The organism is Halorubrum sp. Eb13 (assembly GCF_002252895.1).
GTDB lineage: Archaea > Halobacteriota > Halobacteria > Halobacteriales > Haloferacaceae > Halorubrum.
In genome coordinates this window covers 1-575 of the sequence record NZ_NHPE01000055.1, presented here as the reverse complement: position 1 = coordinate 575, position 575 = coordinate 1, and the positions used below count along the sequence as shown (strand labels likewise).

1 protein-coding gene is annotated in these 575 nt (G+C 61.7%); it reads left to right on the top strand.

Annotated elements, in window-relative coordinates; genetic code table 11:
- Positions 1-570, top strand: a 570-nt coding sequence (locus tag DJ75_RS05910; protein WP_141211985.1) for an IS5 family transposase, incomplete at its 5' end; no start/stop codon positions are given.
- Between the last annotated feature and the right edge of the window lie 5 nt (positions 571-575).

Sequence of the window (575 nt, the reverse complement as noted above, 5' to 3'; positions counted from 1 at the left end):
TTTGAGAGGGTGCCCATGTCGGTGTGGCGCGGTTTCCTTCGGGAGTCTGCGACCATCTGCGATCCGGGCTCGCACGGTGCCATCGATGCCACGTTCTTCGACCGCGAAACGGCATCGAGACACTACCAACACCGCTCGGATCGCCACATACGAACGCTCAAAACGACGGCACTCGTCGATACAGATTCGTGTGCCATCCTTGATCTTCACTGCTCGGCACACTGGCCTCACGACACCCAAACTGGCCGTCGAGTTGCCCTTCGCAACACCGAGAAAATCGAGAGCCTCGCCGGCGACAAAGGCTATGACGACCAATCTCTCCGGGACGCCCTCCGTTCAGCGGGCGTCCGGCCGTTGCTGCGTCACCGGCTGTTCGCTGCGTACGATCACGCGCACAACGCACGGTTGGACAGCGAGCTATACGGCCAGCGGTGGATGGCCGAGACCGCCTTTTCGGCCATCAAGCGTCGGTTCGGCCCCGCTGTCCACCCTCGCGCTTGGTACCGCGAGTTCCGCGAACTCGTGTTGACCGCCGCAGTCTACAACCTCGAACAAGCTCTCAAACAGTGATCCCC